Consider the following 26,955-nt stretch of genomic DNA (forward strand, 5'->3'; position numbering starts at 1 on the left):
GAGGTAAATAAGTTAGCTTAACAGGAGAAATCTATGATGGCAAATTTGAACAATCAGCCGTTATCTGACCAAAATCCGAAGCAAGTGCAGTCGCAAATATCGGGTGTTTTAGTTGCACTAAACGACCCATTCGATGAGATGGTTTGGGACTACTGTTTGAGTCAAACATACCCAATATCGGAACAGATTAAGATTGTACTGAGTGCTTTCTGGGGGCCGTTTGCTGCTAAAAATGCTAGCAAGTCTCCTGAGCGAGTGCGAGCAATAGCTTGTTATTCACTGCAACAATTAGCAGCTCAACAAAAATTGATTGACTCAGTGTTTGAACTGTCAAGTGAATCAAGTGACATACTCCCACGTCAAGCTGGTTAGAGTCGATTAGGGAGTTACCCCCCTAACCTCTCCTTCAGAACCGTGCGTGAGACTTTCACCTCACACGGCTCCTTGATAATTCCATCCTTGTTATGGATACGATTCAAGACCAACTATCAGGTTTTAACGCCTTCTTTAGAGCGTATTGACCCGTCTGTTGCTGTCTTTGTGTCGTGGCAGTGTTTATGTAGAAGTTGTAAGTTGTCGTAGGTATCTTTTCCACCTAATGATTTTGGTTTGATATGGTCAACTTCTACAATGTCTGTACTGGTAAAGTACAGACCACAGTGAGGACAAATACCCTTTTGTCTTTTTATTAATTTTGCAACCCTGTTAGGAGTTTCTGGGTATTCGCCTCTTCGCTTACTCCAATAAGTCCAGTTTCCATCAAACGGACTAGCAACACCCTTTACTTTGATATGCCTTACGATTGGCGTATTTGCATGAGTGAGTAGTTCTAATCCATCTTCGGTACTGAAACACCAATTACGGCTGTCTACTGTTCTCCAGTATTTGTCCTTGTTGATGCTCCCTTTCCCCCTCGTTCTTGCCCAGGCTCTTAATTTGTCGTAGGTTAGATGGTCTACCTCTGATAAGGTTTTCTTACTGACGACTGTTGAATAATAGTTTGACCAACCCCTAATAATTGGATTCAGCTTACTAATTAAAGCAGCTTGTGGGGCGGACTTATGGGTGTCTATTACTTCAGCAATCTTGGCTAGATGTACCTTTACCTTGGCTTTTGAGGGGGTGATTAGTGTTGTAAAACCCAGTGGTGTTCCCTGTCCGTTTTTTGCACATCGGTATATGCCCGTCTTATATTGTTGAACATGGAATCCTAGAAACTCAAACCCAGCATTACCGTCAATCTCAATGAGTGTGTGAGTTAATTTTGTTTTACTTGGTTTTAATTCCAATCCCATGTCACTCAACCATTCTGCTATTATCTCTTTGCACTTCATAACTACACTCAAATTTTCGTGTATAATTACGAAGTCATCAGCGTAACGGATTATGCTAAGGGCTTTTCGGTTCCCCCGTTTGCTTCCTTTTAGTGTTTCCGCGTACTGTTTTACTCTTTCTTCCATACCATGTAAGGCAATATTCGCCAGTAGCGGAGAAATGACCCCGCCTTGTGGTGTACCTTCTGTAGTAGGGAATAATTCACCTTGCATACAGTACCCTGCTTTGAGCCATTGCTTTATAACTCGGCTTATAGTGGGGTATGTATGTATTTTGGAGATTAAAGCTTTGTGGTCTATACGGTCAAAGCACTTGGCAATATCAGCATCAAGCACGTATTTGGCTTTATATCTAATACTGTCGAATATTGCTTCGATTGCGTCGTGACAGGAACGCCCTGGTCTAAAACCATAAGAGTTAGGCTCAAATTTGGCCTCCCATTCAGGTTCTAACGCTAGTTTAACTAACGCTTGCAGTGCGCGGTCGTTTATTGTGGGAATTCCTAATGGTCTAGTTTCAGTCGTACCAGGTTTAGGAATATTTACTCGCCTTGTTGGGCGGGTTTTATCTGATAGCTTTAACTTACCTACAAGGATTGTACGTTGCTTTGGGGTCAACGATTTAACGCCATCCACACCAGCCGTATTCTTACCTTGGTTATCCTGTGTTACCCTACGAACCGCGATACATTTTGCAGACCAAGACCTAATCTGGGTCTTCTGAAGTTTGCGAACTGCTTTAACATCACCACGTTCACTCGCTTGGAATATTCGCTTTTGCAACTTAAAAGTTATCCTTTCTAGCTTTCGCCAATTAAGGTCTTTCCATTCCACCGTCTGATTGTTCAGCGTATTAGACATATAAATTGCTACTTGTTCTACTCCTTTGGAATTACCGAGTATCTGTCAGCATATCCCCCGCATTACCGAGGGCATTCGCTTTTGATACCATCCCATTCTCTTAAACCGTTCGTTAGCTACTTACTGGTTATCGACCTTACCGGAGGTTTAAGAGAGTTATTTCGTTCCGATTACACATTTGTTTGAGTCTTTAGCGTGATGCTCTCCACCGGGTTTCTGGGCGGTGCTTATAAGTCGGTGTACCAACCGCTTATGCCCTATCCTTGCCTTTTGGCATGGTGTTAATCAGTCCTTACCGTATTTCTCAACGGTCTTATCCTTGATTCAGCCATTACACCATTCATATTTACGATGGTTCGGACACATCTTCGTTTTCGCTACGCATGGACTCTTGCTCAACAGTTACCAAGTTTGGCTCTCAGTAGTTCTGCCTTTTAACCCCGCTTTAGCCTATTGGTTGCTACCCAATAAACTAGAGGTTATGCTTTCACCTCTGCACTTGAGGGGAAGGACTTACCGCACGGCGGTTCACCTCCAAATGTAATCAGTTATCACCAGTCTTATCAACTGGGCTAACCGTCCCATAAGCCTTTCAGCTTATTTTAGGTTAAACGAATCGCACAGTACAGCTATGACGTGGGCATCTTTGCAGCCCGATGAAGGGTGTGCAAAATTTCCTTCGCGGTACTATCATCTATAGTTCCTACTATAGAAAGATTCCCGCTACGGCGTTTTATCCTTGGGAAAATGCCCAACCCAAGTCTCTTTAAATTAATCGCGGCGTTAACATCGCGATCGACCATTAAAGAATGTTGCTCATCCCAATAGCTTCGCATACCGCAATCGGTGAAAACACTTTCATTCCGATAGCACAGAACCATTGAGGTATAAGCAGGTTTTTGCGGAACGACGACTGATCCAGCTTTTTCGGCTATGTATTCCAGCGTCTTAAAAAACTGACCGAACGCAGCATCCAGCCAAGACTTATTTAGTCCTGATTTAGCTGATTGACCGTTTGGGAGGTAAGTAGCCTCATTATCTTGCTTAACTTTATTCCGTTTCGTTAAGCCTTTTAAGTTTAAGTCCTCATGAAAAAAGAATTTAGCTCCAGACCTGACAAGTCTGTGAGCTGTTTTGTAGTGGAAATCTTGGCGAGAACGCGCTATTTTTTGGTGCTGTCTCGCTTCTTTTTTGGCTAATTTCCGTCGGGCTTTAGAACCGCGCTTCCGTTTGTTCCGCTTCCTTGATATCTGGTCTAACTTAGCTTGGTTTTTGCGAAGCGGTTTCAACGAAGGTAGCTTTTCCCCTGACGATGTTGCTAAATAGACATCTTCATGTAGCACCGCATCCAACCCAATTGAGTTATCCCAGTTTGGGGTAACTTTATCAGGAATAAACTGGGGTACTGAAGCGTCTTCAAGCATTATCTGGATGAACCAACCGTCAGCCTTTCTAGTTACACTAATTTGCTTAATAGTGAATCCATCGGGGATTGGGCGGTGCATCCGAACTTTTATGACACCCAACTTCGGCAATCGGATATAAAACCAATTCTTGCGAACCAGCTTAATCCAGTCGTTATTAGCCGTAGAAAAAGTCATCGTCCGGTAATCCGCTTCAGTCTTGAATCGGGGCTTACCCGATCGCCCGCCTTTACTGTCCCCTACGATAAACCGCTCAAAGGCTTTATCTACTCGCTTAGAAACATCTTGCAGAATAGTTGAATCTACCTGCTTGAAGTCCAATAGCTCGCCACTGTGGAAGACTTTTACTAGGTCTTTTTTGATGACTGGTAATTGTTGTTTTTGGGAATAGTAGTTAGGCTTTTCACGAGGCGTAGAGATGCTAGCAACTAATGGGCAAGCATTTATAGCAGTCCGGTTACTCTCCCACCAATCAAATCGATCGCCTAGCTGCCTGTTGTACCAATAGCGACAAATTCTCAACCAATGATTTAGGCTTAACTTTTGAATGGTGTTGGGATAGAACTGATACTGATATGTTACTTTCATTGCGCTACGACCTTGACGCATTTGCTGAGAATAAAAATACCAGAGAAAACTATATTGTGTCAAGCAGTAATTTAATAATTATGTCAAGTAACGATGTTGGCAAATAAAGATTTGTTCATCTCGTCATCCACATTTTCATGTCCTCGCCAGGATAGCGGGCGAGGACATGAAAATGTGGAATCCTCGATTCACGCGCCTCTCATCCCACACTAATCGAAGCGATATAGTGTGGGGATTCCCGTCTGACTAGCTAAATACTGCAATTCGGTGGGAGTAAGAACCGTTGCTCTTTCTAACAAGTTCAGAATTTCGACTTCAAACGGATCTAGATTTCCTAATTGGTGAAGTCGGTCAGTACGATCGCAAATTTCTTGAAGTCCCGGTTGATTTTCGAGCGGTACAGCAGTAAGAGCCGAGTGTTTGAAGGTGTACAAGTGCATAGTAACGGTGGGGATGTGTCGCATCCACACAGTGGCGGTTTTCTCGCCCACTGACTGAATGCGGCCTAACCTGCCGTTAACATCTTCGCGATCGGGCGCATACACTTCTACTAAGGAACCAATTTTAAGCATCAGGTGGTGAGCGATGGCAGGTTTATCTTCAGGCTTTACCGAACGACATTGCCCCTGTAAAGTTTTGGCAACTTGAGCCGGACGACTACGAGCATCATTTGCCAGTATAATTGGTATATTGCCAACATCTTAGCTAAAAACATCATCGATTGGCTTATAAACAACTATGCCAACTTCAACGATCAATGTTCAACTCAAAGAAATTATTGCCCAAATCCGCCAGGGATTAGAAAATCTTTATGGCGAACAGTTAATCCGAATCATTCTCTATGGTTCCCAAGCCAGAGGCGATGCTAGACCGGACTCCGATATTGATATATTAATCCTTCTCAAACAACCCTTCAATTACTCCCAAGAAAGCGAGCGTATTTCTGTTTTGATTGCCGATATATGCTTAGAACATACCGTCGTGATTAGCTGTATGTTTGCCACACTTCAGAAGTACCAAGAGTATGAAAGCGGTTTCTTTCGCAATATCCGTCGCGAAGGAGTCCCAATATGAACCCAGAGCAACAAAGGTTACTTGATAAAGCTGATAGAACTTTGCAGGCTGCACGGGTTTTATGTGAGCAAGGCTTTTTTGATTCTGCCGCTTCCCGCGCTTATTATGTGATGTTTTACATAGTCACTGCATTTTTAGAGTCAGAGAAATTATCTTATTCTCGCCACTCCGCTGTCATCGCCGGTTTCGGTCAAAAATTTGCTCGTTCGGGCCGCGTTCCGGTGCAGTTCCATCGTTACCTAATAGATGCCCAAAAAACTCGATTAGAAGCTGACTATAACGCTGATATACAAATCTCACAAACAGACGCAGTGCAAACAATAGATCGGGCAGAAGAAATGCTCAACTTTGCTTTGGCAAATATTGATTCTATTCCTCCATCCTCTCCTTGATTGAGTAGATAGCCTGCTTTCCACTCCTGCACCCGCCAACTAAAGAAACCGGGTTTTTCAGCAGATTCAACACTGCGATTCAGTATTTTCGTAAAAAACCCGGTTTCTGGGCCTCCCTCTTTGAGTCCTATATATTAACTTTTATTATAAAAACTCCGATTTTGCGTAAAAATACCCCGCGAAATCCCAATACACAATAGAAGGCTTTCACCTTCGGAGCAAATTCACTCCCCAAAAACTATGACAGCCACAACTATGCCGATCGCCAGATCGCCCCTTACAGCCACCGGAAGAGCCACCGCAACCGACGCAAAGGATCTCGCCCCCCTCTGGCAAGCATTCGCTGCTGAACGCAAAGGATCTCGCCCCCTCAATGCTAGTCAAACCTAACTTTGACTTTGAAAAATACGTCATCAATTAAATCAAAAAACCCCTTTCTTTCTGCTGGTTATTAGAACACAGCGACAGCATCATCGGTTGTCTATTTATCTACTATTACGACGACGAAGCCCCGCCTGCAAATCTCCCCGAATATTTGATTCAGCAACACCATGAGGCACTCAATCAAGCTTGTGTCTGTTCTCAATCAGTTCTAAATACTGCAATTCGGTGGGAGTAAGAACCGTTGCTCTTTCTAACAAGTTCAGGATTTCTACTTCAAACGGATCTAGATTGCCTAATTGGTGAAGTCGGCCAGTGCGATCGCAAATTTCTTGAAGTCCGGGTTGATTTTCGAGCGGCCGGGCGGTGAGAGCTGAGTGTTTGAAGGTATGCAAATTCATGGCAAGAGTAGGGATGTGCCGCATCCACACGGTAGCCGTTTTCTCGCCCACTGACTGAATGCGCCCCAACCGACCGTTAACGTCCTGGCGATCGGGCGCGTACACTTCTACTAAGGAACCAATTTTGAGCGTCAGGTGATGAGCGATGGTAAGTTCACCTTCAAGCTTTACTTTTTGGTCGCGCCCCTGTAAAGTTTTGGCAACCTTAGCCGGACGGCTGCGAGCATCAATCGCCAAAGCGATGACCTGCTTCTTGGTCATCCCCGCAGAGCGATTCAGTATTTTCCACTTCATATCCTCTCCTCCAATAGAACTCAGGGTGTCTACTGCTTTAGCAAACTGAGCGTCTCTGCGAATTGTTTTTGGGGATGCCTTGAACTGTGCCCCCAACTTTGTCTCTGTTTTCAAGTGGTCATTTTGACCACTTGATTTTCTGTCTCCGCCGCGGGACTGTTTGGTGAGTTCGTACCAAGTGCCGCGCAAATAGCTGACTGACTCAGACGTGAGATTGCGGCGGCCCAGTTGATTGAGGAGCATCCAAACTTTGACGGTGTTAGGGCTGTCGAAAGACATCTCTACAGTTTGGTAGGGGATGCCGTGCGCCGTACAAATAGCATAGCGGTTGTGACCGTCGATGAGAATTTTTTCCTCAGCCCAAACCACCAAAGGGTCCCGACACCCTTTCTCTTGAATGCTGGCTTCTAAGGTAGCAAACTCGCTCGCACTCAAAGGAGGGATGAGCGTTTGGAAATCTGGGTCAATCCGCAGGGAGTCTGCAACAGTGTGGTGGTGCTTTCGGGTTGAGCCTCGCAAAACTACTAAAGGTTGACGCTGCTCGCTGCCCGGTGTCTCCTGAGTTGGGTGCATTTCCTAGTGCCTCCTGAGATAAGTCAACCCCTGACTTGCCAGCCCCAAAGCTAGACACCAGATTGAAGAAGTTGACTCGTATAGGTTGATTCCATATTACCTATAGTACCACGGAAATTTGCTCGTAATGTGGGATAATAAAGAAAAAAGTCGAAAGGATAATGTTGCAAAATGCCCCCAAGCAAAGGAACGCAGCTCCACCCCAACTCTCTAGCTAATTTAAAGTTAGGCGGAGGCGAACCTCGATATGAGGAGCCAAAAAAGCAAAGGAACATTCAGGTAACATCTGCGGGGTGGGAAGGTTTTCGCGCTATTGCTAGAGAGCGCGGATTGAGTTTGAGCGAGTTAATCGAACAGATTGGCAGGCGCAAGATTACTTTGACTGACGCCGAGGAACAAAGTCGCAAACAACCCACAGCCAATCTTTCAGGTATGGCGAGGCTTTGAATAAAGACGTACATTGCCGTCGGATGAGGAATAAACACAATGGTTCAATCACCTCCAAAACTTATAACTGTTGATGAATTTATTACAAACTACGGCGACAGCGATTGCTACGAACTGATTGATGGTGAATTAACCGAAATGGAACCAACAGGGCCACACGAACAAGTATCTGGGTTTTTGGGACGAAAACTAAATGTAGAAATTGACCGCTTAGATATACCCTACCTTATCCCCCCTCGCTGTCTCATCAAACTATTAGGAACAGCAACAGCCTTTCGCCCCGATGTGCTTGTATTAGACCAAACTCGACTAATTAATGAACCTTTGTGGCAACAAGAACCTGTAATTACATCAGGTTCCTCAATTAAACTGATTGCTGAAGTCGTTAGCACCAACTGGCAGAACGATTACGCCCGCAAAGTTGAAGATTACGCCCTGCTTGGAGTACCTGAGTATTGGATTGTTGACTATTTGGGCATTGGTGGCAGAGAATATATTGGCAAACCCAAACAGCCGACAGTTACAATTTGTACGCTGCGAGGAGATGAGTATCAAAAACAGTTGTTTCAAAAGAGCGATCGGCTTATTTCATCAATCTTTCCCGACTTGCAATTAACCGCACAAAAAATCTTCGCTGCCGGCAGATATGCTGCTATGTAGTTTATATCCAGGTAACGTCGGTGGGATGAGAGGGAATTCGTGCGAGTCATTGAACGGGGATTGAGTCTCAAGGAGTTGATCGAACAGATTGGTAGGGGTCTGATTCCCCTTGGCAATGGTGAAAAAAGTAACTAATCGCCCGATCGGGAAAGGGAGGTTAGAGCAAAAAAACTTTCTGTCAACTTGTTACCAGAACTTTTATTGATATAGAGCAATAATTGGCTCGCTGATTCTCCAAGCGTGCTAAGTAGGTGAAGATAAATAAAGGCCATTATGTCCGAAGAGAGGAACGAAGCAATTAGCTTGCACTTTGAGGTTTCTTCGTTCATTTTGGATGAAACGTAATATATGTCCACCTGCTTAACTGGCTTTCAAAATTTGCTCCACTAGGGAGACAACTTGTTGCGGTCGATGCTCAAAGTGCTTCTTGATTTGAAATTTTAACGAAGCTACGGGCACATCTTTTTTGTTGAGTTTAAGGCGAATACGATCGCTTCGTGGCAGAGTGGAATTGAGCGCTCGAATCACGGTGCGGCATTGTCGAAGGCTGAGGCTATCGACTTGAAGGAAGGGCTGATTTAATGGGTCAGTAGCGAGTGGAATATTAGGAGTAAATTCGGCTTTAACTTGGAGCGAAAAGGTGAGGTCGTGTTCTTGTGTTTGTTCTTGAGTTGCGGCACATTTTGCAACAGAACAAACGCGATCTATTTCATTTATAAGAGGCACAAAATCTCGGGCAATTTCTGCTGTGACTTTTTCAAAATGATTCATCCGCTTCGATGCTAACATGGTAGCGATATAGTGAACAATTAAGCCGCAGTAACCAAAAATCACCACAGTTTCAATCGTGAGGGTGAGAAAATGCTGAATAGATTCGTACATGATTATACTTGGCAAATGGAACATCTCTCAAACGCGATCGCGTTTAATATCAAAGCTTTTTAACAAAAACAGTTATTTAATTTATTGCAAAACGGTTTTACGGTGACTTATTGAGTAACCTACATTCTCGGATAAAACCAATTAACTATATATAACTTAAGCTTTATAACTATGTTGCAAAGGTTTGAGATTATTCGCCTTACTTGCGGAAGCTTTCCTACGATCGATGGTAAACTCCGTCAAGGGTTCAGAATGACATAATTAAGTTATTACTCCATAAGTGCTATTAACTAAATCTTTCTGAGAATGCGATCATAAATATCGCAAAGGGAACTGGCGCGGTGGGTGGGCGGGCAAAACAAATCCTGCTTGGAGCAGGATTTTATCCCCTTTATCGGGGGTCGTCATTGATTACTTGATAAAATCATCAATCTCTTCATTATCGTCAGTTGCCTTTTTCTTATGAGAAGCTTTGACTGCCGATTCGATATAACGGAAGTGCAAGTCAATCACTGCTTGCTCAGATGAAAGCCAGTAAACGTTGCTCAAGATTTCTTCAAGCATCTCGTCAGCCGAGTAGCCTTCATATTGCTTGTTAAACCAAGTATTGAACGCTTCCCAGTCAAGAGCTTTACCTTTCTGCAACTGTCGTTGTTTGGCACGTCCCGTTAACTCGCGGGCAACGTGCAAAAACATCTCGAAGCGCTGTTCTTCAAGAGTTTCTGCAAATTGCTTTTGCATCGGAGTTGGAGCGGATTTGCGATTAGCCATGATTAACCCTCAAGCGTGTTTTTTCTTCACAACTAAAGCGACGGCAGTCTGCTAATTACAATTAATTCAAAAAAATTAGTGGGTGGGTGAGTGGGTAAAATTAAATTCACAACCAAGGTCAAAATTTCCTTGATTGTGAATTTGTTGGGTCTGCTTCCCAGAGCGTCCTGATTCGGACGGTGGCGACAATCATTACCCTGAATCGCAATTCGTGGAAAAGGCCTCGATAGAGGCAAAAAAATGCTCTGCTTTTTCAGCAGAGCATTCTAATCAAACTTTAGCGATTATTCGTCGTCTTCCTCAAATTCCTCGTCTTCGTCTAGACTAAAATCATCCTCCTCATCGTCATCCTCATCGCCTTCTTCATCGCCTTCGGAGTCTTCCTCGTCTTCATCAATTTCATCGAGTATGTCATCATCTTCATCGTCATCATCGTCATCATCATCGAGTTCTTCAGTATCTTCTTCAGAGGATTTAGCTAACTCGTTGCGACGCTTTAAGCTTTGAGAATTGAACTCCATTAAATCGGCAATGGCAGCTTGTGGATTGTCAGCAATTGTATCGTAAAGTTGGCTCATCGCTAAAGCAACAACTTCGACATCATACTTGAGTTCATCTGGCCGGCCAACTAGCTTGGGAAACACAGTATTGTTCCACTCTTGCCAGTCGAACTTTTTACCATTGCCATTGCCGTTGCGCTTGTTCAACTGAGCTTGAATATCCAATCCCAGTTTTTCGCGAATTGCGTGGCCAACCTTTGTCGAAATACGGCTATCGCGACGCTGAATTGTCACACCGTACTTCTTATGAATTGTATTGCGAATCTGTTTGACTAGCTCGCCAGCAAGTTGCTCGGAGCTGAGGTTAGGTTGAGGTTTTGATTTGGCTCCATTGTTACTGCCGACAGTTTGATTGTTCTGCTTTTCAGGCGGTTTTGATTTAGCAGGCACTGGTGACTGAGAGCGATTTGGAGTGGCTGCTGTTTGTTTTTTAGTTGTGGCCATGATTGACAATTTAACTTACATAACATCAATTTATGAGTGCCGTTAGGCACAATTACCCCCTCCAGTTGAGGGGGAGAATTTCGCTCATTAGCAGGAAGTTAAATTTTAATTACCTTAGTTAAATTTTATGTTAAATCTCCTGTAAGTAGTGGTGTATAACGCATGAAGATTTTCAATAACTGGTCTAACTTAAGAGTTATTCAAACTCCCATTATTGCTCTCGAATATTACAGTGCCGATCGCCAAACAATCTTGTCATCATTTCATCAGTACGCTAATGAGTGTTGTTTACCTGTTTATTATTGGAATCCCGGCTATGCAACTCTTCAACAGGTGCAGTCAACTCTTCAACAGGTGCAGTCAACTCTTCAACAGGTGCGGTGTTTGGATAAACATCTCCCAAATTTAGGTTGTCATTCAGATATGGCAAGCGTTTCAGATATTTCCGAGATGTATAATAGTGAATGCGTCTTATGTAAAACTGAGCTATCTGTCGAGAGTGATGTCCTGCAATTTCTGCTGGAAAATGACTGCCCCGGTATCTTTTTGTTAGAGGACATTTTGGAGTCAGACAGTACCGAACAGCCTCTTGTCCGCCGTTATTCTCAATTGGCTAACGCATTCTTTGAGCTGAAAGGGCGTTCAGCCGAGCTGAAAGGGCGTTGGGCCAACCAATATTGGGTACTGCTGGGCGAGTACATCCAACTGCCATCAAAGCTAAGTCCATTAATTCCTCTACTCAAATGTCCGTTACCCGATCGTTTTGAAGTCGAAGTTCTTGTAGATAATTTTTGCGATCGCAATTGTTCCCTTGATTTTGGTTCAGATGCGGTAGCTGCTAAAAAACGGCTGGCTGTTTCTAGTCTAGGGCTGCCACAGGCTGAAATTGAATTAGTGTTAGATCGATCGCTCTCTGTGACCGCTTCAGTGGTTCATATCGCACAGTTGGTATTGGAGCATAAAATATCGCAACTTCGAGACCAGGGGTTGGAGTTCATTGCTTCTCCAGACGTGCCTCATGCTGGCGGTTTAGATTTATTAGACGCTTATTTGAGCGAAGTCGTAAAGCTGTCAGAAGCTGATGCCAAGAAATATCACCTCAGACCTCCCAAAGGAATGCTGCTGTGGGGGCCGCCGGGGACGGGCAAAAGTTTGAGTGCAAAGCTAGCTGCTAAGAAGCTAGGTTATGCGCTTTTAGCAGCAAGTTGGGGCAATATTCTAGGTTCTTCTAATCCCGATCGCGCTCTCAACAAAATGCTGGATACAGCCGATAATTTGGGCGGCTGCGTGCTGTTTTTTGACGATTTTGACAAGGGTTTTTCTGGCTGGGAATCAAATGCTGATGGCGGTGTAGCTAGGCGGCTGTCGCAGAAATTGCTCACATGGATGCAGGAGCATGAAAGCCCCGTGTTAATGTTAGCTACTGTTAACCGCTTAGAAATGCTGCCGGCTGAACTTATCCGCAGATTTGACGACGGCGGAATCTGGTTTGTGGATTTGCCACACAGCGGCGCTCGCTATGAGATTTTCAATTTGCACTTAGCTAAGTATTTCCCAGAGCAGTTTGGGGAGGGAAAAGAGAACCTTTGGAGCGACAGGCAGTGGTATTCGCTACTATCTGATTATGCCGGAGCAACGAGTGCTGAAATTGCGATCGCAGTTAAGCGCTGCGCTGAACGAGCTTATTGTGAAGGGCGACCGGGTAAAATTGAATTGGCCCATTTGCGTTATCAGAGAACTCAATTTGTGCTGTCGTCTGAGCGTTCTTCTGAAGATATCCAGGGGATTCGGAACAAAGCGTCCTTTGCTCGGCCTGCTTCTGGGGGCGATCGGTCTAAATTTGCGGCGGCCGAGCAAGAATTATTCGAGTATCGGCCACCTGCTTACGAGAAAACTTGAGTGCATGATAAACAACAATAGCATGGGTTTGTTGGTGAGCCAAAAAGTTTTGACTGTTGATAGAATTAGCGCAAAAGTTTTATGGCACTTTCTATAGCAGGACTTACGCCCAGCCTCTGAATAAGCCTGAAATAGCGGGCAATCCCCCCGTTTGTGGTGGTGGCGTTGCGTCCAGGACGGTCTGGGAAATAATAACCCGTGCATTTGTTATTAACCAGATGCACGGATTATTGTATAAGTAATCTAAGACTTAACTTGGACGCGGTAGCCGCAATTTTCAAGGCATAGTTTTACTCCCTGCCAAGTTAAACCTGTTTCTGGTTCAAGCGGTACAGTTAAAGCATTGGTTGTGTAGCCGCGCTCTCCCTCCTGCCTGATAACGCTATATTCAGCTTGGTGCAGCATGGCAATAGCGCATTTTGATAACTTACCAACGATATTTGCGGCTTGGTTACTAACAGTGAGAATTACATTCATTATGTTTTGAAATCAACTGTTCACTTGCACCTCAACAATCGTTGTTTAGGGGTGGGAGGTTGGGCGCGGAATTATGCGGTGACTGTTAGGGGAATGGGGAGTGGTCAGGAAGTGGAATTTTCACAGCAATGCCTGCGGTGCGGTTTCTCCCCTCCCCACTCCCAATCTTTCCCCGTTAATCTCTTACCCTCCCCAACTTTCCATCACCTTAATTTCTACCTCGCAAGGAATCGGAGAGAGAAATTTATTCCCGGCTCTCACCATACATTTTTTAAGCAAGGCTTTAACTGCCGTCACTTGTTCAAGAGGACACTCTATTAAAATTTCATCGTGAACGACACAAATCAGTTTAGCACCAGTGCGGCTCAGAGGCATAAAAAGTAGAGCAAGAGCGAGTTTAGTAATGTCAGCGCTCATTCCTTGAATTGGGTTATTTAGCATCTCATTAAGCAACGGTTTAGTATCTTTTGACCATAATCTCCTTCTGCCTAAGACAGTCCGACTCTCTCGAATACCTCGGCTCCAGGCGCTCCGAACTTTGGCGTGAAATTGTTTGATACCTGTATAGGATTCAAAGAACTTCTTACGAAAGTGTGAAGCTTGTTGCAGCGTTAAAGTGACTCCATGCTCTGCTTGAGCCATATTCTTAAATTTCGTAACTCCCATGCCATAAATTAAACCGAAGTTAATAATTTTGCCGAGCTGTCTGTCTTCGACAGTAATTTTAGATAAAGGTTTTGCTAGCACCAAGGAAGCTGTGAGAGAGTGCAAATCTTCCCCTTTGGAGTAAGCTTTCACCATCGTGCGATCGCCCGAAACCTTCGCCATGATCCGCAGTTCAATCTGGCTGTAATCGGCTTTCAGCAGGACACAACCGGGTTCTACTTTAAAACACTGTCGGGTTTCCTTATCTCTGGGGATATTCGTTAAATTCGGTTCTCGACAACTAAACCGTCCTGATCTAGCACCAATCTGAAACCAATTGGGATGGATGCGCCCTGTAATCGGATGAATGTGTTCTGGCAAACCCAGAGTAAAAGTGTCGATACGAGTAGATAAGCTGCGGTACTCTAACAGTGTTTGAATCACAGGATACTCGCCTTGCAAAGGAATTAAATGTTGAGAGTTAGTGGAAGTAACAGGAATGCCTTTCTGTTGCAAAGCCGCTAGAACTTGCTTGGGAGAGCGAGGATTAATTGTATCCGTAAATTCCGGCAGCAGAGAGATTTGTTGGTGAGGGTTAGGTCGATGGAGTTGCGAATTAATTTGTTTTAAAAGAGAGTCGCGTTGATGACAGAGCTTCACTCCCAAAACTCTCCACTGTTCTCTATCTAAAAGCATTCCGTTGAGTTCCATAGAAGCCACCGCAGGCAGACAGGCAAACTCTAGTAAAGCAGTTTTGCAAAGCTTAGAAGCTTTCAATTTTTGTTGCAGAGCAGCAGCCAGCGGGAGTAAGATTGCAGCATCGGCAGCAGCATATTGCAGTTGAGCGAGTGTTAAGTTTCCCGACCAATCGCTAACTTGCTGCGTTTTGTCTAGCTTTACTTTCAACAAATTCTCAGTGACAGCATCTAGGGACAAATGGCGTTTTAGTCCCGCCGTCAGCACTCGGTAAGCCAAATAGGTATCGAAAAAGGGTTTGGATGGTTCCAGTCCGGCAAAAGTGAGCATTTGCCATTCAAATTTGAGGTTGTGACCTACCTTCAGTGCAGGACTCGCTAAGAGCAAGCGTAATGGTTCGAGAGAACTCGGTTCAATTGCCCATAAATCTACAATGATTACTGGATGGTCAGGAATGGCAAGTTGTAACAATCTAATTTTGGCTTTGTAGGGGTCAAGCCCTGTCGTTTCGCAGTCTATACCGATGATTTTTGCTTGTTGGAATGGTTGAAGGGCTGTTTCAAGATTGAAAGCAGTATCGATCAATTGGTAAGGAGTTTTAAGTGTAACATTCAACTGAGCTATGTTAAGTTTATCGGAGGCCAAAAAAGTTGGCATAGCGGTTGATATTTTCTGTTTGTTTAGCGGATTAGGTTTCATAATTAGTTCCGTTCATAAAAATATTGAAAGAATATCGATATATGTTAAAATAGTGGAATGTTAACCATGAATTACAGCTATCGAATCTATCCGAATATCAATCAAAAGCAAGCGCTGAAAGAGTGGATGGATATTTGTCGTGTTGCCTATAACTATGGGCTGCGGGAAATTAAGGACTGGTGCAATAGCCGGAAATGCCAGGTTGACAGATGCTCCATCAGTCATGAATACATCATGCCTGCTGAGTTAACCTTCCCTAACGAAGTAAAACAGCTTAATGCTCTGCCAAGTGCCAAAAAAGTATTTCCCCGATTGGGTGAAGTACCAAGCCAAGTGTTGCAGCAAGCGCTCAAGCAATTACACCGAGCATGGGAGGGATTTCAAAAAATTGGGCATGGCTTCCCTCGATTCAAGAAGTTTGGGCAATTCAAATCTTTGTTGTTTCCCCAGTTCAAGCAGAATCCTGTGACTGGAGTACATATTGCCTTACCAAAATTGGGGTTGATTCCAATTAACCTGCATCGCCCAATCCCACAGGGGTTTGTAGTAAAGCAAGTCCGAATAATTAATAAAGCGGATATTTGGTACGCTTCTATCAACATCCAATGTGATGTCAGTGTTCCCAATCCAATGCCACACGGTCATCCGATTGGAGTAGATGTTGGGCTTGAAAAGTTTTTAGCAACCAGTGACGGGGTGATCGTAAAACCGCCCAAGTTCTTGAAAGTTATGCTCCGCAAGCTGAAATTGCTGCAACGCAGACTTACTCGGAAAAAGAAGCAGTCTAAAAATTACGAGAAACAGCGCATTAAAGTTGCTAGAATTCACCACGCAATTGATAATACCCGTAAAGATTTTCACTTCAAACAAGCTCATGCCCTTTGCTGGGCAGGTGATATGGTCTTCATGGAAGACTTGGATTACCGAATTATTGCCAAAGGGATGTTCGGGAAACAGATGCTTGATGCTGGATTTGGACAGTTCCGAACTATCACCAAATACGTGTGTTGGAAGCGTGGCAAATTCTTTGGTGAAGTGAGCGCCAGGGGGACTTCTCAGGAGTGTCCTGAGTGTGGTGCGGAGGTGAGAAAGGATTTGAGTGTTAGAGTTCATTGTTGTCCTAGTTGTGGATACACAACAGATCGAGATGTGGCTAGCAGTCAAGTCATCAGAAATAGAGGAATAACTCTGATTAGTACCGATGGACAGTCGGGAATCCAAAGCGCCTATGCAGACGGTTTGCCAGGGGTTGAGATGTCTCAATCTAGGTCAAAGTCGAAACCCCGTAAGGGAATAACTAGGAAATCTAAGAAGTGATTCTTAGAAGCTCCGTCCTTGGCTGTCGGAGAGATGTCACAGAAAGTTGAAAGTGGGGTTGCTAGACTGCGGTCCAGATCCTGAAGAACCCGACAATCTTAATTACTTTGAAACATTAAGGACAGACAGATGAGTAACTCAATTCCCTCCCAGCCCCAATCCACAATAGATGATACAACCAGTTATCCGCACTTGATGGAACTGATAGAAGCAGAAGATGCAGCTAATGGAGAAGTTGGCTGCGGTCGGAATTTGGGTAATAAACCTTCAGTTTATCTGAAAACCTGCGGTATCAATATCTCTGATGAAAAGCTAAGAAATTTGTTAAGGGAGTATTTAGGTCATTTATTGATGGAGCTAGATTTTGACTCAATCATTAACCAGGTGAGTCGTTTCGTAGAGTCATTAGTCGTGCAGGAACACACTCAATTAGAGCAGACAAGACCGACATTAATGCTCTTAGAATCAGTTTTTGAGCAGATTCCTGCGAAAGAACTCAAACAATGTATTGAGTCAGAATTGAGGGAGTTTTGTTCGGAAACTGCGATCGAGCAAATTGTTCAGTATACTGGTCAAGTGATTCACTATTCAATTCTCCAACCTCGACATAAGTGGCCCAAACCTATTTGGGTACTAAGTGCTCTTGAGAAGGTGTATATTGCTCAGGCATCTAGTTTAGATGCAGCAATTGCCCAAGTTAAAGCACAATATTCCCACGAAACCGGAGAGCTGCAAGTAATAAAAGTCGGAGGTGTTCTCGCACCAAACCAAGTGATTTGCTTGGAGTTATTGAACAATTAAAAAATGCGGAATATTTCCGGTATTCTGAGTAACGCTGGAGTATGTCTTGTGCAGTTAGCAGTTTCATTGCATAATAGCCAAAAGTTTTCAGCGATGTGAGCGCGATCGCGGTTGGAAAAATGAACTTGCTCAAAATGTTGGATACGATTGATCTCTCCAGGTCAACTGTAGGTAATCATTGTAAATTCGGATTAGTTGGAAACCCACTTGGGGCCTGATTATACATCTCCATAAATTACAGATAAGTCTAAGCAGGATAAGGGTTTCAGATTCATTTTTGGAGATGTCTATTGGTTCATTTCGACCGATCGCGAGAGTTACTTTAGCAATTGCTCAACTCGCTTGTACACAAGAGCGAGTTTTTTAGTACAATAATAACAACGATTGCTATTCCCTGTTATTAAAGCGAAAATGGAATAGCCCAAATTACAGGAGGACTCAGGCATGAACGTGTCTTTGACACCGGAGTTAGAGCAGTATGTCCAGGAGAAAGTCTCAAGCGGACTGTATTATTCTGCTAGCGAGGTAATCCGTGAAGGGTTGCGCCTGCTGAAAGAACGGGAACAATTCCAGCAAACTCGCTTACAGGAATTGCGGCAGGAAATTCAGGTAGGGCTAGACAGCGGTGAGGCAACTCCCTTGGATATGCCAGCAATCAAGGCAAAAGCGCGGCAGCGTCGGCGGAGGAAACCGCAGTAATGGCCACGATCGTTAAACGCCCGCGTGCTGAACTGGATTTGCTAGATATTTGGGACTACATCGCTGATGATAGTTTAGATCGGGCTGACGAGTTTTTAGATCGCGTTGAAGGAAAACTGCAAACCTTGGCACGTAATCCAGGATTGGGCAGAAGGCGTGAGGAACTGTTAGCTGGGTTGCACAGCTTTCCGATTGGGAACTATGTGGTGTTCTACCGGGAAATTGAAAATGGAATAGATGTAATTCGTGTTCTGCATGGTTCACGGGACATAGAAGACATTTTCAGTCGCGGCTAACTCCTTGTAATGCAAGTGCGTATTCAAGGCGTACTGCCTGCCAATAGAGAGAGTTTAATTGTGGAAGTGTTGCATAAATTTGAGTCAGAGATTGAATCAGGGGCATTAATTTTATTAGATGAAACGCGCTCTCGGGTTAGAATTCGGTTTCTTACACCGCGATTACTGACAAATCAGAGAATAAGGGTGCGCGATCGCACTTTGTCACTTTCTTAAAAGACATTTTTCTCGACTTCGTAGAATAGCCCAGTGCTGAGAGCCGTTAGGTAACTTTCATAGAGCTGCCCCCTCCATGTGGAGGGGGTAATTTTTACTGAACGCAATCGCTCACAGGAATGAAGTTGCAGGAACGCGATGCGATTTAAATTGGAATTGTTGACCACATAAACTAAGAAAAACCATGCACAATGCTTCGATTGAACCTAATTCCGGCTATAACAACTCCGGTTACGAATCGGCACCCGATTTGACTGTCGGTTACTCGTCATCTAAAGAAGTTCGCCAAGGTAATTTTGACAACGGTTACCAAGAAAATGTGTATGACTTGTCCAACCTAGCAGATACTCCTTGGACAGATTCAGCAGTCCGCCCGAATCCACAGCTTGAGCTGGAGCTTGATTAAAGAAAAAAGCGAAGATGGAGAAATACAGTCCAGGACGCACTATCAACCTAAAAAAAACAGTTTCTCGTTCTCATCCTCAATCTAAAATGACGGAATTACATTCAAAAACCGGGTTTTTGGGTAATTCCTAAAATGGAGAGGGAGAGAGGAAGAGGGGGAGAATGGGAGAGAGGGAGAGGGCGAGAGAGGGGGAGAGGGAGATTTAGCTGATGGCTAATTTCTGCAATACTGCTCTATTTTTCGTAATGTTTTAAAAACCATTTAAAGTTTTTCCAAACTAGAGAGAATAGAGCAGCTTTTTTTACCCGCATTTGAGTTAACATTAATAGGATTCCCATGAACAGTCCAAAGCAGTTAATAAAATTAAGCCAGGTAGGATCTGCTTTAATAGCTGCCAGTACACTCTGCCTAATTTTTGCTTTCATCTGCATTACTTTCTTCAGCTTCCCATCAATTGCTAGCGCTAGTTCCTTACATACTAAAATTTGGGAAAAAGAACAATCTAGAGTTTTGCTGCCAGATTGGAGCCAGATTACCTTTAGTTCCCTGCCCGCCGTTGCTAGTTCTGGAAGTTCAGGCGGTCGAAGCTGGCAAGCCGGCACTTCTGTTGACAACATCTTGAAGCTGGGGGACATCAACGATGTAAAACCTGAAATTCTGTCTTTGCAAGCAATTGAACAATTAGCACTAGGGGATATCAATTTAGAGAATATCAGCTTGTCCGCGTTTCCCTTAGCTGGTAAGCAAACTGTCGGTCACTTGGCTGAAATTGTTCCGAATCTGGGCCAATTTCAATTGAGCGATGTTCCTCCACTTGCTTCTTTATCTTCTCAAATAGCCGGAGTGAACCCTAACATCAACCAATTACCAATTGGTCAAGCTGTAAAACAAGTACCGCAACTAGCGCAGGCAAAACTTAACCAAATTGACCTATCTGAGTTTGCGATCGCCCAAATTCCCAATCTTAATAGCGTAAATTTAGAACAATTCTCTGGCTGGTCAGAGGAACTCATCAGCAATATTCCGCTACTCAGTCAAGTCCCGCTTTCTAATTTTCCGGTTCCTATTGCGTCCATTGGCAGCACAGTCATGCGAATTGACACGATCTACAGCCGGTACGAAAGCAAACGCTCTAATACAATTTCCGGTTCTGATGTAGAAGGATTTGCGGTGGCCTGCGAGAAAGATTGCGCTTATATCGAACTCGACGACATGGAAAACGCCGGTCGCCGCGCCACAGGGCCGCTAGAAGGCAAGCAGTGGATTAGCGGCAAATACCAGGAAGTGCGAGGTGGTTCTGGCTGTTTGAGCGGTTGGGAACCGACGGGCCGGCATCCTTTTGGGGAAGTGTTTAAAGTAGTGGTAATGGAACCGTCAGAAACCAGCGATACTGTTGACACGGCTCTGTACTTCAGGTTTAGTTTGCCCTGCGGCAAATCGCCTTACATTATTGGTCCGGTTCCGTTTCTCAGTTACAGCGTTAATTCGCCTATGTTTGTCGGTCGATTGGAGGGCGGTTCTTCTAACAGTATTTCACGTTCAAAAGGCGTCGCATCTGAAACAAAACCTTCAAAGCCGCTAAGTTCAAATCAAGCTAAAAAAAACGCTTTACCAGCTCAGCCGGTACCTGAATCAAAGCGAGAGTGCGCGCGCCCCGCAACTTACGTTAACGGTGTGGATGTAGCTTCATTAGGGGAGGCGTTAGCAAAGCTTTCCGAAGGAATCGCCAATTTGGAAAATGCAGCCAGTGGCGATTACGAAGCTATTGGCGAGATGGTTTGTACCGAAGGATCTCGCAACTGCGGGCGGGCGATCGGTCGCTATCAGTTGATGAGTTACCGGGAAGACGTGCAGCGTGCTGTCAGTTCAATTCCAGGGGCGGCTAACTTTATCCTGAACGTCAACAAAGGCCAAAAACCTACAAGAGAGGAACTCTTCCAATATTTTCCTCCTGCTGTTCAGGATAAAGTCTTGCAAAATTCTCTAGCTGAGAACTTAGTCCGCAGCCAACAGGAAATTGACCCTAAAACTGGGCAGGTGTTCAAGGGCGATCGCTTAATTGAGCGAGTAGCGCAAAAACACTTTGGGGGTTCTGGCAGTAAAATTGATGCCAGCTATTCCAACATTTTAGGCGGCTACTCTCTCAAACAGTACGGGGAAAAAGTTCGAGAGCTTTATAACCACAATACCAGCGACAATTGCCAAGCTAATTCTGGTGACAGCAATGGCATCAGCAACTCGGTCGGCTCCGGCATTACTTTAAATGCTAGTGGGAGTATTAAGGTTGCGCTGTTCATTAGCTCTTTTTTGGGGGGAATCTGGTTTTTAATTAGACTTGTTCACAAGCGAAAGCAGCAAATTTTTCTGATACTAATTGGTTTGGGGATAGCAGTTACTCTTGGCACGGCTGCGCTCTCCCATTGAACCAGGGGAAATAGGAGGTGGAAAAGCAAGTTATTAACAAGTCTAACAACCTTCTCTACAACCAGGACGTTTTTAATTGCTGAAACCATTAATTTTATGGCATTGATATCAAAATTGGTGATATCGGAATGATTAAACCACAGAGGGCACAGAGGACACAGAGAAAGAGAAGAGAGAGATAATAATTCCGATGTCAACTGATTAGATATGACTTCTAAGCTGTTCAGGATATAAATTGTAGAGTCGTTTTGTATTCCCCGAAGTCAGTCATAAAAATTGACTGTAAGATTTAGACATACAACAGCTTAGTTCAGCAAAACAATCTCTCTTTTATTGTCTTTTTCTTCTGCTTTAGTGTCCTGTTTTTTCTGGTATTTTGTAGGAGTGAAGTAACAAATGGTTAAACAAAATAGAGTTAAGCAACAAACAGCAGGCACCCAAAAGATTGTCAACCCCCCGGTTTGGTTAAATCAAGTTGGTTACTGGTTTCGCATTGGTTTGACAGTTTTTACCGCCCTGTCGCTATTATTGGGGACAGTTGCTTGCACGAATTCTAGTTCAGCAACAACCGCACCAGCTTCTTGGCAACAAGCTTTGCGAGTCACTCCAAAAGAAACTTTAACCCTAATCGTAAAGGAACACAGCAGCCTTCCAGAACTCAAAGTAGCGGCTGGGCAAAGTGCAGCGGCAGAAGCGATTAAGAGAATGCGAGTGTGGCAAGTTAATGGCTCGGTAGGACGGCTGAACCTTTATGATCTCAATAATTCCGCTCTGTGCGGTACAAAAGGCTGCCTTTATGTTGGCTACTTAATTCCTAATGATTCAAGTCAAATGCCAACAGAAGTATTTGCAGCTTATCTCGACCCCCATAAACCGCCGAAAACTCCTTTGTTTAAGGCTGACAGTTCCTCGCACGAGGGTTTGCCTTGTCTAGAAGTGAATCAGCTTTCCAAACAAGGCCGCCGCCAGCTTCAATTTTGCTACGACGGCCTTACCTATCAACTTGCTGACAGCCAGCTTTTCAGTAGTTAGTGTTTAGTAGTCTGCGGGTTCATCGAAGTCAAAATCTTCTTCTGAATCAACCTCAACTTCAACCTCAGCCGCCTCGGAAAATTCATCTAACTCCTCTAATTCTGAGTCTGTTCCTCCTTCAACTTGTGCAATTTTGCGAGGGGGCGACAATTTACCTCGATTTTTGCGGTTAGTTACACTTTCTGGCAACGCCTGGATTTCAGGTTCGGCACCAGCGGCTATAGCTGGCAACCCGGCATCGCTAGCCTCAATGAAACCAGCAATGTTATTGTGCAGTCCCCAAATCAATTTCTTTTGTGGTTTTTGACCGAGAAATAGCTTGTGAAAATTAGCATCAGTTGGCTGAGTAATGCTGTGAGTTTTACAGCAAAAGGATTTATTTTTGCCTTCCCCTTCTTTGAGAGCTCTAAACTCGACATTCAACACTCCCAAAGAGCGCCACTTGTCATTTTTACCGCTGTAATCTCTCCCAAAGCAATCAGCAAATGCCCGTTCCAAATTGCGGTAAAATTCTTCTCTAGCGCTCTTAAAGCTCCAGAGGGCTACATTCTTGAAGCGGACGACAATCGGTACCTGATGCAGGGGTTGGTTTTTGGGATTTAGAAAGATGAGAGCGTGTTCGGAACACACTTCCTGCGTCTTTTTATCGAGGGAATCGCGATATTCGTCGTAAAGCCCAATAAAACTACCTGCTAATTCTCCATTTTCTTCAATATCTTTGTAGCGGATGTACTCAGGCACAAAAGCTAATACCAACATTCTCGCTTTTGGGAGCAGTAAGCCTGTCACTTCTTCGCTGAGTTCGACCGTTGTCAATTCCTCAACATTAGGCATTACGTGCCATTCCGCTTTGACAAGCTGGTCGTTCGGGAGCAAAATACCTGCTGGGTTATCGTTAATCACGATTCCATAGGGCAAAGAGGGCTTGCGAGTTTGGTTGTAATCACTGTTGAATAGCTCCGGATCTATCTCGTAATAATCAGCACTCTTGTTCTTTTGCCTGTTGGAGTTTCCACTAGAATTCTGTACTGTCTTACTGGGAGATTTCGCGTTATTGCTTCTTACCATTGTTTACCTATTTTTGTCATGGTCTCCCCCTTGAGGCGATAGCCGCTAGCTGAAACATTTAGTTTTTTTTATATCTAAAAAAAATGAACAATTTGCAATTTTTGCCTAAAATTAACAAAGCTACCTTGGTACCAATGGCAGTTCAACCTCCTAAACGTTCGTTAACTAGCATAGATTTTGGCGGGTTGTTAGGTCAGTTTATGAAGCCAGAGGGACTGGCAATGTTAGGGCTAATGGCAGGCTTACTTATTGCTTCCAAATTAGTTGGAAACGGGAAGGGTAAAATTACCTCCGGGCGGCTCTGCGGGACGGCTGAAAAATTGGCAGCCACAGGCTCTGCCCTCAAGCAAATGAAAGAAAAAAAACGGCAGCCCGTTACTTTGTGGAGCGGTACGCCGAGTTATTGGTTTAAAGGTTGTCAGGGATTGAGTGCTCGATTGCAAACGCTATTAGGTGCAAATCCGACGGTTTGGTTTCCCCACGCAGAACGCGGAACTTTAGTCATTGGTGCTCCGGGTTCTGGCAAAACATTCAGCGTCATTGACCGGATGGTTGAAAGTGCATTCCAGCAAGGTTTTCCTGCCATTATTTACGACAAAAAAGGAGACCAGATGAAAGTGCTTGCACCCCTTGCAGTGCGCTATGGCTACGATGTGCAAGTGTTTGCGCCAGGGGAAGCTTACAGCGGCACTATCAATCCTCTGGATTTTATGAGAGATGCACAAGATGCAGTAATGGCAGCAGAAATTGGACAAGTTATTGCTCGAAATGCTAGTCCGGGGGAGAGTAAAGGCAATGAGTTTTTTGAGAAAGCAGGCGAGTTGATGGCGAAGGGTTTAGTGCAGTTGGCAAAAAGCAGTCCTTACCCGGATTTAGCTTTTGTGTACGCAATTATTCAACTGCCTGATTTGGTCAAGCGCATCGACCACGCCGTTCACCGACCCGACGGTCATCCCCTCAAAATGGACAGGTGGATTGCCTCTAGTTTTTCGCAGTTATTAAGTTCAAAAGATGCTGAAAAAACTGTGGCGGGCATTAAGGCAACCGCAGAGGCAACCTACTCCAGTTTCATTCAAAAAGATTTGTTGCGGGCATTTATTGGTCGCAGCACCATTCCAATTGCTTTAGAAGGGAAAAAGTGCATTATTTTCAAATTAGATGACCAAAGGCGCACTGTAGTGGGGCCGCTGTTAGCTGCTGCTATTCACTTATGTGTGGTGTCTAATTTGAGTCGGGTACGTTCTGACCCATTTTTGTACTGCTTAGACGAGTTTCCGTCTCTCAAGTTCGACAGAATGGATCAGTGGGCTAACGAATATCGTTCTGCTGGCGGCGTGCCGATTGTTGGCATTCAATCGCTCAATCAACTCTATAATCTCTATGGGGATAAAAAAGGGGCGGCGATCGCCAGTGCTCTGTCAACTCACGTCCTCTTCAACCCCGGCGATTTTGAGACAGCCGAGAAATATTCTAAGCGGTACGGGGAAGTGGAAGTGCTGGTAAAAAATCGATCGACCGGCAGCTCGACGGGGCAGCAAACGAGCCGTTCTGTCAACTGGAGCGAACAGTTGCAAAAGAAACCGCTGATTAGTCCTGACGAAATTCTGAGGTTTCCTCAAGGCAAGTGCGTCATCACTTCACCGGCCTACGCAACGGGGACGGAAGCTTTATTTCCCTACCCTCTCAAGATTCCGGTGCGGCCCGGCGACATAAAGCGAGCTAAAGATTCTGAACAACTGTGGGACAGCAGCATCAGACCGCAGCTTGAAAGGCGGGCGAAAGCTTTGTCAGTAGAGCAGCAGACAGGTAAACTGCTCAATATAGATGAAGAACTCGACAAGCGGATTCAATTCGCTTACCAATTGCTGCCACATCCGAACAATCCAGAAGAACCCGTGACTGTGGCTGATGTTAAGTCGCCAGTCAATGCTGCTGGTGCGAACAGCGCGGCTGGGAAAATAGCGGTTGACAATATTCGGACAAAACTTAAAAATCTGTCATTTGGTGGCGATCGATAATGGAGCAAACTGAACAATTTTTGGCTGACATTTTGATTGTTGACGATATTCCAGCTAACATTCAACTACTGTCTCAAGTGCTAATTGAAAACGGTTACAAAGTCAGGAAGTTGATTAGTGGACAGCGAGCTTTAAAAGCAGTAGAGTTGCAAGCGCCAGACTTGATTTTGCTCGACATAAAAATGCCCGGTATGGATGGCTATGAAGTTTGCCGTCAACTTAAAGCATCTGAAGCTACTTGTGCTATTCCTGTAATTTTCATCAGCGCTTTAGATGACGTATTTGACAAAGTAAAAGGGTTTGAGGCGGGCGGTGCTGACTACATTATAAAACCTTTTGAGCCTGTTGAAGTGTTAGCGCGGGTATCTGCCCAACTTAAAATGCAGCGCCTGCAGCAGCAACTTCGCTGCGCTAACGTGCAATTGGCTGCACAAAATGTTCAGCTAAGCCAGGAAATTCAAGAAAGACAGCAAGCAGAAGCTAATTTAAAAATGCTGTTGCACGCTGTTTCTCACGATTTGCGATCGCCTCTATCGGGAATGTCGCTGCTGCTGCGAAGTCGCCTGAATGATGCTGCCAGCAACATTGCTATTGATAGGCGGACTGTGGAGGTTATGGTGCAAAGTTGTTCGCGCCAACTCCAGTTGATTGAGTCATTAACAGCAACACAACAGTTTGATATAAAAAGTGATTCTTTAGCAATCAAGCCGCTGTCACTGCCCGCTTTAGTCCAAAATATTCTTATTGAAAGATTACCAATTCTCAACCAGCATCGAGTCAAGGTTAAACAGCTTTTTGCAGCAGATTTGCCTTTAGTCAATGCTGATGCCCAGCAGCTATGGCGGGTGTTTGGCAATCTGATCGACAATGCTGTTAAATACAATCAGTCTGGGTTTATTTTGACTGTAGAAGCTAAAAAGGAAGGTGAGATGGTTCGCTGTACGGTTGCAGACAATGGGGCAGGAATTTCACCTGAGCAATGTGCAAGATTATTCGAGCCTTATACGAGGGGAGTTGGAGTTAGTTTAAGGCAAGGATTGGGATTGGGACTTTACATTTGCAGGCAAATTGTTGAGGCTCACGGCGGAGAGATTGGCGTTGATAGCGAATTGGGAAAAGGAGCGATGTTTTGGTTGACATTGCCAAAGTTTGAAGATTGACAAGCTGTCATAAACT

The 26,955-nt window shown here is 44.4% G+C and carries 26 protein-coding genes; 16 read left to right on the forward strand and 10 right to left on the reverse strand.

Translation table 11 applies throughout. The features are described from left to right. The first annotated feature begins 33 nt into the window (after positions 1-33). A complete protein-coding gene (locus tag QUA16_RS12060) occupies positions 34-372 on the forward strand; it encodes a hypothetical protein (RefSeq protein ID WP_333103600.1) in 339 nt (112 codons plus the stop codon). Positions 373-488: 116 nt separating this feature from the next. Here QUA16_RS12060 and ltrA read toward each other — a convergent pair whose 3' ends face one another. From ltrA to QUA16_RS12075, 3 genes are all read right to left on the reverse strand, one after another. Next, the gene (gene ltrA, locus QUA16_RS12065) at positions 489-2,195 is read right to left on the reverse strand and encodes a group II intron reverse transcriptase/maturase (RefSeq protein ID WP_333103601.1); all 1,707 of its coding nucleotides are present in this window, start codon (positions 2,193-2,195) and stop codon (positions 489-491) included. A 629-nt stretch (positions 2,196-2,824) separates the two neighbouring features. Then, positions 2,825-4,207 (reverse strand): transposase, encoded by a 1,383-nt coding sequence (locus QUA16_RS12070; protein ID WP_333103602.1) that lies wholly within the window; start codon positions 4,205-4,207, stop codon positions 2,825-2,827. A 209-nt stretch (positions 4,208-4,416) separates the two neighbouring features. Further along, on the reverse strand, positions 4,417-4,779 hold the full coding sequence (locus tag QUA16_RS12075) for a hypothetical protein (RefSeq protein WP_333103603.1): 363 nt from the start codon (positions 4,777-4,779) through the stop codon (positions 4,417-4,419). Between the two features lie 166 nt (positions 4,780-4,945). On the opposite strand from QUA16_RS12075, the gene QUA16_RS12080 reads away from it, so the two are divergent. The 3 genes from QUA16_RS12080 (at position 4,946) to QUA16_RS12090 (ending at position 6,063) form a co-directional block, all read left to right on the forward strand. Continuing rightward, complete coding sequence (locus QUA16_RS12080) at positions 4,946-5,281, forward strand: nucleotidyltransferase domain-containing protein (protein WP_015179744.1); 336 nt, start codon at positions 4,946-4,948, stop codon at positions 5,279-5,281. Beyond that, positions 5,278-5,673, forward strand: a complete 396-nt coding sequence (locus QUA16_RS12085; protein ID WP_015179743.1) for a HEPN domain-containing protein — start codon at positions 5,278-5,280, stop codon at positions 5,671-5,673. Before QUA16_RS12080 ends, QUA16_RS12085 begins: the two co-directional genes overlap by 4 nt. Positions 5,674-5,913: 240 nt before the next feature. Then, positions 5,914-6,063, forward strand: coding sequence for a hypothetical protein (locus tag QUA16_RS12090; protein WP_333103604.1), 150 nt, complete (start codon positions 5,914-5,916; stop codon positions 6,061-6,063). Between the two features lie 170 nt (positions 6,064-6,233). Here QUA16_RS12090 and QUA16_RS12095 read toward each other — a convergent pair whose 3' ends face one another. Further along, entirely contained in the window at positions 6,234-7,322 is a 1,089-nt protein-coding gene (locus QUA16_RS12095) for a hypothetical protein (RefSeq protein WP_333103605.1), read from the reverse strand. A 171-nt stretch (positions 7,323-7,493) separates the two neighbouring features. Between QUA16_RS12095 and QUA16_RS12100 the strand changes: the two genes are divergently transcribed. Further along, positions 7,494-7,769 carry a hypothetical protein gene (locus QUA16_RS12100; RefSeq protein ID WP_015179741.1) on the forward strand — a complete coding sequence of 92 codons (276 nt, stop codon included), beginning with the start codon at positions 7,494-7,496 and terminating at the stop codon, positions 7,767-7,769. Between the two features lie 39 nt (positions 7,770-7,808). Continuing rightward, positions 7,809-8,429: a Uma2 family endonuclease gene (locus QUA16_RS12105; RefSeq protein WP_333103606.1), complete on the forward strand. Its 621-nt coding sequence runs from the start codon at positions 7,809-7,811 to the stop codon at positions 8,427-8,429. Positions 8,430-8,789: 360 nt separating this feature from the next. On the opposite strand, the gene QUA16_RS12110 is transcribed toward QUA16_RS12105, so the two are convergent. The 3 genes from QUA16_RS12110 to QUA16_RS12120 form a co-directional block, all read right to left on the reverse strand. Then, entirely contained in the window at positions 8,790-9,311 is a 522-nt protein-coding gene (locus QUA16_RS12110; RefSeq protein WP_333103607.1) for a hypothetical protein, read from the reverse strand. Positions 9,312-9,722: 411 nt separating this feature from the next. Beyond that, positions 9,723-10,082: a hypothetical protein gene (locus tag QUA16_RS12115; protein ID WP_194060967.1), complete on the reverse strand. Its 360-nt coding sequence runs from the start codon at positions 10,080-10,082 to the stop codon at positions 9,723-9,725. A 284-nt stretch (positions 10,083-10,366) separates the two neighbouring features. Next, positions 10,367-11,086: a hypothetical protein gene (locus tag QUA16_RS12120; protein ID WP_333103608.1), complete on the reverse strand. Its 720-nt coding sequence runs from the start codon at positions 11,084-11,086 to the stop codon at positions 10,367-10,369. 162 nt (positions 11,087-11,248) lie between these two features. On the opposite strand from QUA16_RS12120, the gene QUA16_RS12125 reads away from it, so the two are divergent. Continuing rightward, entirely contained in the window at positions 11,249-12,985 is a 1,737-nt protein-coding gene (locus QUA16_RS12125) for an ATP-binding protein (protein WP_333103609.1), read from the forward strand. A 243-nt stretch (positions 12,986-13,228) separates the two neighbouring features. Here the strand turns inward: QUA16_RS12125 and QUA16_RS12130 are convergent, their stop codons facing one another. Together QUA16_RS12130 and QUA16_RS12135 are read right to left on the reverse strand one after the other, a co-directional pair. Continuing rightward, positions 13,229-13,462, reverse strand: coding sequence for a hypothetical protein (locus tag QUA16_RS12130; RefSeq protein ID WP_106331788.1), 234 nt, complete (start codon positions 13,460-13,462; stop codon positions 13,229-13,231). Between the two features lie 183 nt (positions 13,463-13,645). Continuing rightward, complete coding sequence (locus QUA16_RS12135) at positions 13,646-15,460, reverse strand: bifunctional 3'-5' exonuclease/DNA polymerase (protein ID WP_333103610.1); 1,815 nt, start codon at positions 15,458-15,460, stop codon at positions 13,646-13,648. 108 nt (positions 15,461-15,568) lie between these two features. Here QUA16_RS12135 and QUA16_RS12140 point away from each other — a divergent pair, with 108 nt between their 5' ends. From QUA16_RS12140 to QUA16_RS12170, 7 genes are all read left to right on the forward strand, one after another. Then, positions 15,569-16,819 carry a transposase gene (locus QUA16_RS12140; protein ID WP_333103611.1) on the forward strand — a complete coding sequence of 417 codons (1,251 nt, stop codon included), beginning with the start codon at positions 15,569-15,571 and terminating at the stop codon, positions 16,817-16,819. A gap of 129 nt (positions 16,820-16,948) precedes the next feature. Next, entirely contained in the window at positions 16,949-17,620 is a 672-nt protein-coding gene (locus QUA16_RS12145) for a hypothetical protein (RefSeq protein ID WP_333103612.1), read from the forward strand. Positions 17,621-18,064: 444 nt separating this feature from the next. Further along, positions 18,065-18,319: a type II toxin-antitoxin system ParD family antitoxin gene (locus QUA16_RS12150; RefSeq protein ID WP_015179693.1), complete on the forward strand. Its 255-nt coding sequence runs from the start codon at positions 18,065-18,067 to the stop codon at positions 18,317-18,319. Continuing rightward, positions 18,319-18,615 (forward strand): type II toxin-antitoxin system RelE/ParE family toxin, encoded by a 297-nt coding sequence (locus QUA16_RS12155; RefSeq protein ID WP_333058482.1) that lies wholly within the window; start codon positions 18,319-18,321, stop codon positions 18,613-18,615. The genes QUA16_RS12150 and QUA16_RS12155 overlap by 1 nt, the downstream gene beginning before the upstream one ends. Before the next feature lie 400 nt (positions 18,616-19,015). Next, positions 19,016-19,237: a hypothetical protein gene (locus QUA16_RS12160; protein ID WP_194008911.1), complete on the forward strand. Its 222-nt coding sequence runs from the start codon at positions 19,016-19,018 to the stop codon at positions 19,235-19,237. Between the two features lie 336 nt (positions 19,238-19,573). Beyond that, positions 19,574-21,661, forward strand: coding sequence for a hypothetical protein (locus QUA16_RS12165; protein ID WP_333103613.1), 2,088 nt, complete (start codon positions 19,574-19,576; stop codon positions 21,659-21,661). A 396-nt stretch (positions 21,662-22,057) separates the two neighbouring features. Next, a complete protein-coding gene (locus QUA16_RS12170; protein ID WP_333103614.1) occupies positions 22,058-22,693 on the forward strand; it encodes a hypothetical protein in 636 nt (211 codons plus the stop codon). A 3-nt stretch (positions 22,694-22,696) separates the two neighbouring features. Here QUA16_RS12170 and QUA16_RS12175 read toward each other — a convergent pair whose 3' ends face one another. Then, entirely contained in the window at positions 22,697-23,761 is a 1,065-nt protein-coding gene (locus QUA16_RS12175) for a DUF5895 domain-containing protein (RefSeq protein WP_333103615.1), read from the reverse strand. An 83-nt stretch (positions 23,762-23,844) separates the two neighbouring features. On the opposite strand from QUA16_RS12175, the gene QUA16_RS12180 reads away from it, so the two are divergent. Both QUA16_RS12180 and QUA16_RS12185 read left to right on the forward strand, forming a co-directional pair. Next, on the forward strand, positions 23,845-25,779 hold the full coding sequence (locus QUA16_RS12180) for a type IV secretion system DNA-binding domain-containing protein (RefSeq protein ID WP_333103616.1): 1,935 nt from the start codon (positions 23,845-23,847) through the stop codon (positions 25,777-25,779). Next, complete coding sequence (locus tag QUA16_RS12185) at positions 25,779-26,939, forward strand: hybrid sensor histidine kinase/response regulator (RefSeq protein WP_333103617.1); 1,161 nt, start codon at positions 25,779-25,781, stop codon at positions 26,937-26,939. The genes QUA16_RS12180 and QUA16_RS12185 overlap by 1 nt, the downstream gene beginning before the upstream one ends. Positions 26,940-26,955 lie beyond the last annotated feature (16 nt).

Source organism: Microcoleus sp. S13_C3, assembly GCF_036700905.1.
Classification (GTDB): Bacteria; Cyanobacteriota; Cyanobacteriia; order Cyanobacteriales; family Microcoleaceae; genus Microcoleus.